Source organism: Candidatus Bathyarchaeota archaeon (assembly GCA_026014735.1).
Classification (GTDB): domain Archaea; phylum Thermoproteota; class Bathyarchaeia; order Bathyarchaeales; family Bathycorpusculaceae; genus Bathycorpusculum.
The window spans coordinates 420190-426952 of sequence record JAOZHT010000003.1; the positions used below are offsets into that span (position 1 = coordinate 420190).

The window sequence follows — 6763 nt, forward strand, 5'->3', positions numbered from 1 at the left end:
GAGTTGACTTCCGTGGATAGAAAGCGAATCCTCCAATTAGCCGCTGTGCTGCTTGCAGCCGCCGTCGTCTTAAGTGGAGCCAGTGCAGTCCAGAACTCGCCGACCCTGCAAGTTAACGATGGCACCCAAGTCAGTGTCCAACCCGCCAATGTGCTTTGGCAGAAAACCTATGGCGGCGCAGGCGACGACCGAGCCTTCTTTATGCTGCCCATCGGCGAGGGCTTTTTGCTTGTGGGCTCCACCGCTTCGGTTGGCAACGTCACTTTGGGCTGGGCAATGCGGCTCGACAGCGACGGCAATCAACTCTGGAACCACACTTACCTCGACGATGTCAGCGGCGAAGTCCGCTATGCAGTAGCTCTCTGCGATGGGTTTTTGTTGGTGGGCAACATATTCCGAGGCGCAGACGTAGACGGCTGGGCAGCAAAAACCGACTTTGACGGCAACACTTTGTGGCAGACGACCTTGCACAGCGATATGGTCGATAAACTGTTCTGCGGCAACGCGGCTGCGGATGGGTTTGTCCTCTATGGTTTAACCTATTCTGGGGTAAGCAGTGAAGTTTCCAAGGCGTGGCTAGTTAAACTCGCGGATGACGGCTCGATACTTTGGGAAAGAAGCTTCATTGACCGTGGCGCGCTGCGTTACGGCGTCATCGCCCACGACGGCACCTACACGGCGGCGGGCTACCTTGACCTCGGCGACGGCAACTATGACTTTCTCCTCCTCAACGTTACCCCAGACGGCAACCTGCACTGGAACCAAACCTATGGCGGCGCAGAAAGCCAAAAAGCCTACTGCCTCACATTGGCAAACGACGGCTACGTGCTGGTCGGCGAATCAGGCTCCACTGCAACCTCAACGGATGCTTGGCTGCTAAAAGTGGACTCTTCGGGGCAGACTGAGTGGAGCAAAGTCGTTGGGGGCGCCCAAGCAGATTCACCGGCATACGTAGCAGGCGCCAGCGACGGTGGCTTTCTGGTCTGCGGCTTTAGCTTCTCGTTTGGCGGCGGCCAGAGGGATTTCTGGCTCCTTAAAGTCTCCGATTCGGGGCAGGTGCTGTGGAGCTGCACCGTGGGCGATGAGGCATTCCAGGAGGCTTACGGCGTCTATGAGGTCTCGGATGGAATCTATGTGTTGGCTGGGTGGACGGACCCGCCTAATCGCCCTGATTTGGTAGGACAGAAAACCTATGAGTTCTACGCGGCGAAAATCCAAGCGCCCTCTTCAGGCAGCTTCTATAATTTGCCTTGGATTGTGGCATGTGTTGGTTTCTCAGTGGGTTTAGCCTTCTGCGTTGTTCTGCTGCTTAGGCTGGCTGGGAAACCAAAAAAGTAAGAAGGCGGAAGAAAAGCCGTTTAGTTGCCGGTGAGTTTTGAGAAGAGCACCTGCAAGGTGTTGACTAGCGCCGTGTAGTTGGTCCAGATAGCGGCTGTGCGGTACTTCTTTTTGTCGTCTTCGCCGCTTGCTTTCTCATGGAAGGCAATGAGAACTTCGCGGTCATCGGAAATCATGAAGCATGGCAGGCTGTTTTCGTCGGCGACGCGGTTTTGACTGCTGAGCCAATTCATCTGTCCAAGGAAATAGCTGCTTTTGAGGCTAGTATCGGTGGAGAGGTCCACTTCGATTTTGGCTGCTTGCGCCTTAAGAACATCGCTGAAGTCGTTGTAGTAGAGTTCAGAGAGGTAATCTGCGTTGGCGTAGATTTGGAAGCGACGCTGGGATTTCTCGAGGAGCTCGTTGGCTTTCATGAGCACCTGCTGTTCGCCTTCAAGCATCTGGAACAGTTCTTTTTTGGAATCCGCGACCTTCGGCTGGGGCATGCTTTGCCAGAGCTCGACTAAGCTGGGTTTTTCCTGTTCAAGCAGCTTGATTTTGATTTTCTGGGCGTCAACGAGTAAGTCGATGGCTTTATCCAGCGGAACCGCGGTGAATTTGAGGGGTTTCTCGAAGATGCTAAACACGATGCCTTTCTTTTCGAGGTCGCGGAGGATGCGGTAGGTTTCGGTGCGGTGGAGCGCTATGGCTTCGGCGATTTCGCCTGCCTTCTGCTCGCCCGCCCGCGCCAGGTAGAGGTAGACGCGGATTTCGTTTTTAAGCAGCCCAAAGCGTGCCAGCGTTTCCTCGATGGTGCTTAGCTGGCTGGTGTAGGCTTGGTTTTTTTTGACGAGCCTTGCGCCGTCGGTTTGTCGATCGTAGACTTTCACTATGTTTTCCAATGCAAGAGCCATTTAGAGTTTCAACCTGAATTGGGGGTTATGCATCCCAATTTAGACGCACAATATATAATATCCTTATGAAGCGGCAATCTGAATCACCAATCCATATCCCAACTACGCCTGCTCAACAGCAAAATGTAGCCTCAACTGGTACCCCAGCGAAAAAAACTGTAGCCATCCAATAAAGACTAGGCAAAATGCGGCGGGCTTGCCTGGCCCTGATCTGTTGCTTGGGCTGCTCGCGAGGGTTATTCTGCGAAACTAGCCCGCTCAAAATATTTGTCTATAAATAAGGGGGATAGAGGCTGGTGGAGCAGCAGACGTCGCTTCTATGTTGCTATAAATAGAGGGGGGATAGACCTGTGGAAGAGCAAGCGATGACTCGGCGCGCCGACTTTTTGGCAGATGCCCAGCCAGCAGCCTCGGAGCGGTGGAAGCAAAAACAGCGCAGTTTTAAATTCGCTGTAAACTGGGTTTGTATGCGTCATCGGTCGCTTGTTATATGCGACGTGTTTTCTGCGGGTTTATTTTTATATAGTCTTTATGCGTATTCTGCGATACGGTAATAGAATTGACTGCCCCACATCCAGCCCCGCAAAACCAGAGTCTGCCACCAAATTATACACCGCTTGAACTGGAAAAGGAAATCCGTGAATTCTGGATTCAAAACCAGATACGCGAAAAACTTGAAGCCCTCCAAAACTCATCCTCAATCAAAGGCAACCTGGGCTACGTGGAAGGACCCCCCACCCTCAACGGTATCCCCCATATTGGTCATGCACGCGGCAGAATCATGAAGGATATCCGTTACCGATGGAAAACCATGGAGGGCTACTACATGCCGTTTTGGGCGGGATGGGACTGCCAGGGCTTGCCCGTTGAGTTAGAAGTTGAAAAGCTCCTTGGCGTGCGTAATAAACGCGAATCCATCGAGAAATACGGGATGGAACGCTTCATTTTGGAATGCAAAAAAGCCATCATGCGTTATCACCAGATGTGGCTGGAAGCCGACGGCAAACTCGGAGTAGCCATAAACCAGGAAAAAGCATACTGGACATATACGGACAGCTACATCGAGCGGGAATGGCAAATCCTCAAAGCCGCCTGGGACCAAAAACTCCTCGAGGAAGGCCACTACGTCGTCGCGTACTGCCCCGGATGCCAAACGAGCCTAAGCAGCGCCGAAGTCGGCTACGAGGGCAGCTACAAAGAAGTCGAAGACCCCAGCCTCTACTTCAAATTCAAAGTCACAGGCACACAAAACGAGTATTTTCTGGTCTGGACAACCATGCCCTTTACGGTTATCACCGATACGATGCTGGCGGTTCAGCCCCAAGCCCAATACGCCAAAGTCCAAGTCGGCGACGAAGTCTGGATTATGGTTCGCCCCCGCGTCGAATCCCTCATGGCTGAGCTTGACATCAAAACCTACCAAATCACCCAAACCCTCCCCGGCTTGGAGCTGGAGGGCAAAGCCTACGATTACCCCCTCAAAGACGTAATCCCCAAGCAAGCTGAACTTGAAACCAAGCATCCCCTGGTGCATCATGTGGTCGGTGAAGACTTTGTGGATGTGGAAACCGCCACCGGCATCGTGCATCTCTCGCCGGGCAACGGCGAAGACGATTTCTGGGCAGCCCAGCGTCGAGGAGTCCCGATTTTTGCGCCCTTCGACGACGAAGTCAAATTCACCTCGGATGCAGGGTTATTCAATGGCGTCTTTGCACGCGACGCTGACATGCTGGTAATTGAGGAGCTGCGTGGCAGAAACAGCTTTGTGAAGATAAAGAAGCTTAAACATGAGTACCCCACCTGCTGGAGAAGCCACCATAAACTGGTTTGGCTTGCACGCAAAGAATACTTTTTGCGCACCGACAAAATCAACCAGAAAGTTCTGGAGGCAGCAAACGCCGTGGAGTACTTCTATGAGGAACCCAAAAACCGTTTTCTGGGCTTCCTTAAAGAGGGCAAACCCTGGTGTATCAGCCGCGAACGCATCTGGGGCACGCCGCTTCCGATGTGGACCTGCGAGAAATGCGGCGAAAAACGCTTCGTAGGCAGCAAAGCCGAACTCATCGAAAACGCGCAGGAGCCCGTACCGTCTGATTTTGAGTTGCATAAGCCCTGGGTTGACCGAGTCACCTTCAAGTGCCCCCAATGTGGCGGTGTGATGCGGCGCGAGGACTTTGTGCTTGATACTTGGCATAACAGCGGCGCTTCCCCCCATGCCCGCTTCACCGATGAGCAAGAAGCAAAATATGTGCCTGCAGAGTGGCTGACAGAGGGCATCGACCAAACCCGCGGCTGGGCAAACTCGCTGCTGCTGGAATCCGTAATATTCACCGGTAAACCTCAAGCGCCCTACCGTGCCTTCCTCTTCCAGGGCCTCACGCAGGATGCACGGGGCAGAAAAATGAGCAAGAGCCTAGGCAACGTTATACAAACCAACGAGTTACTCGCCAAAAACAGCGCGGACCTATGCCGATTCTACATGACCCGCAAATGCTCGCCGGTTGACTTCATGAGCTTTGACATGCAGGAGCTTAACCGCCGAAGCTACCAGGTTCTCTCCACCCTCTACCACCTCAGCCGCTTCTTCATGGAAAACGCCGCCTTCGACGGCTTCACCCCCTCCAAGTACCCCTTTGATTGGGCGCTTAAAGCCGGTAGGCTTCAACCCGCGGACATCTGGATGCTTAGTTTGCTGCAGCATCGAATCCAAGATTACACTTCTAAGCTGGAGCGCTGCGAATTCAACGCGGCTCTGGCGGTTCTCGATGACTTCGTGATTGAAACGCTCAGCCGCCTCTATGTGCCCATGATACGCAAGGAACTCTGGACCGATGACCCAGAAACATTCGAGCGCCGCCAAACCATCTATGCCCTGCTCCACAGCACCCTAAAAACCGTGACGCTGCTATTCAACCCGATTACGCCCTTCCTAGCTGAAGCGCTCTACCAGAAAATCTACCGCAAACTCGAACCAGACCTGCCCGAAACAGTAAACCTGGCTGCTTGGCCCACACCCAACGCCAAGGCACGCAACGAGCAGATGGAGGCGCAGTTTGAGGTGCTGCTTAAGGTTGTGTCGGTTTCGTTTGCTGCGCGGCAACAGGGCAAACTCAAGCGACGCTGGCCCCTTGCAAAGGCCATAGTCGTTGCGCCCCAGAAAACCCTGGATGCGCTTAAACCGCTTGAGGGGCTGCTTTTGGAGCAAACCAACGTTAAAAGCGTCGAGTACGCTGAGTCCGTGCCTGATTTCGTGGGCGGAGAAAGCTGGGTGTCTAGCCAAGAGGACGATTTAACGGTGTTTCTGAGTGGTCAACGCGACGAAACCCTGCTGGGCGAAGGCATCATGCGGGATCTGGCGCGTCGGGTTCAGGCGCTGCGTAAAGAAATGGGGTTTGTCCCCACTGAGGTGCTTGAGTCGGTGCATATCGCTGAGTTGGATGCGGAGAGCGCGGGGCTGCTGGAGCGGTACCTAGAAGAGATGGCTGGGTTGGTGCGTGCCCGAAAAGTTTACCTGCACATCAGTCGAGGCGAAGTTGAAGCGGACTGGCATGAATCTGAGCTTGACGGCAAAAAAATCTACATAAACATCCATTAGGCGACGGCTATGACGCAGAACAACAATCAATACCTCAAATGCCCCCACTGCAACTGCATCTTTTTTTCACAAGCCGACTTAGAGCGGCATATGGCCGCGTTTAGCCAAGCTAAAGGCGAACATCAATTCCGCTACACAAAAACCCATGGCCGACTCGAACACGGCTACGGCGGCGACCAATAAGCTGCTACACCACCAGCCTCTATCCCCCTTGTATAATAAAGCCAAAACGGACTTTTACCCTCACACGGCGGCGCGGATGCTTTGGCGGGGCCGGCACTGCTCAGGGCAGCCCAGGAAAAATAGGGCAGCATCCACCGCTACCAGGGCAGATACTCCGCGTTAATCGTGGTGCTGTAGCTGGGCGAAAAGTACACCGAACACTCATAAGAGTAACCGTCATAGGTCCCGGTAAAATCACACAGATAAGCAGTCAAAAACCAGTACTCACTATAAACACTGTAATCAACCGTCACCCAATGATCCCTCCCCACAGCCACCTGCAAAGACACAGGCGCCACACCCACATAGTAGCCATCAACATAAACCGCAGGCGCATACGGATAATCCGGACCCAAATAATCATCATAAGCATTCACCGTTAACCACACAAGCGACTGCGCCTCAACAAAATGCGCCACCAAACCATGATACTGGGTCATGTTAACCGATATCGTTTGACTGGCGCCTGCGTATTGGCCATCCAGCGTCCAGTAACTAAACAGCCAAGCCGGCGCCGGAAAAGCAGTAACACCCGCATACGTACCATTCTCATACTGCACCGTACCTGAAGGAGAAGTAAACCCCTGACCTACACAAGAAACCGAAAGGTCATGATAAACCAATGGCACAACACGCACAGAATCTAGATACACATTATAGACATTGTAGGGGTACTCGACGGTGAACCTTACATAGTTAAAGGGGGCATCATAGA

General features: G+C 53.2%; 5 protein-coding genes. 3 read left to right on the forward strand and 2 right to left on the reverse strand.

From position 1 onward, the window contains the following. Positions 1 to 12: 12 nt before the first annotated feature. Positions 13 to 1338 (forward strand): hypothetical protein, encoded by a 1326-nt coding sequence (locus NWE93_12450; GenBank protein ID MCW4001039.1) that lies wholly within the window; start codon positions 13 to 15, stop codon positions 1336 to 1338. A gap of 20 nt (positions 1339 to 1358) precedes the next feature. On the opposite strand, the gene NWE93_12455 is transcribed toward NWE93_12450, so the two are convergent. Then, complete coding sequence (locus tag NWE93_12455) at positions 1359 to 2231, reverse strand: helix-turn-helix domain-containing protein (protein ID MCW4001040.1); 873 nt, start codon at positions 2229 to 2231, stop codon at positions 1359 to 1361. A gap of 559 nt (positions 2232 to 2790) precedes the next feature. Here NWE93_12455 and ileS point away from each other — a divergent pair. Beyond that, positions 2791 to 5826, forward strand: a complete 3036-nt coding sequence (gene ileS / locus NWE93_12460; GenBank protein MCW4001041.1) for an isoleucine--tRNA ligase — start codon at positions 2791 to 2793, stop codon at positions 5824 to 5826. A gap of 9 nt (positions 5827 to 5835) precedes the next feature. Continuing rightward, the gene (locus NWE93_12465) at positions 5836 to 6009 is read left to right on the forward strand and encodes a hypothetical protein (GenBank protein MCW4001042.1); all 174 of its coding nucleotides are present in this window, start codon (positions 5836 to 5838) and stop codon (positions 6007 to 6009) included. A 137-nt stretch (positions 6010 to 6146) separates the two neighbouring features. Here NWE93_12465 and NWE93_12470 read toward each other — a convergent pair. Beyond that, positions 6147 to 6763 (reverse strand): hypothetical protein (locus NWE93_12470; protein ID MCW4001043.1); only part of this gene is annotated, 617 nt, incomplete at its 5' end.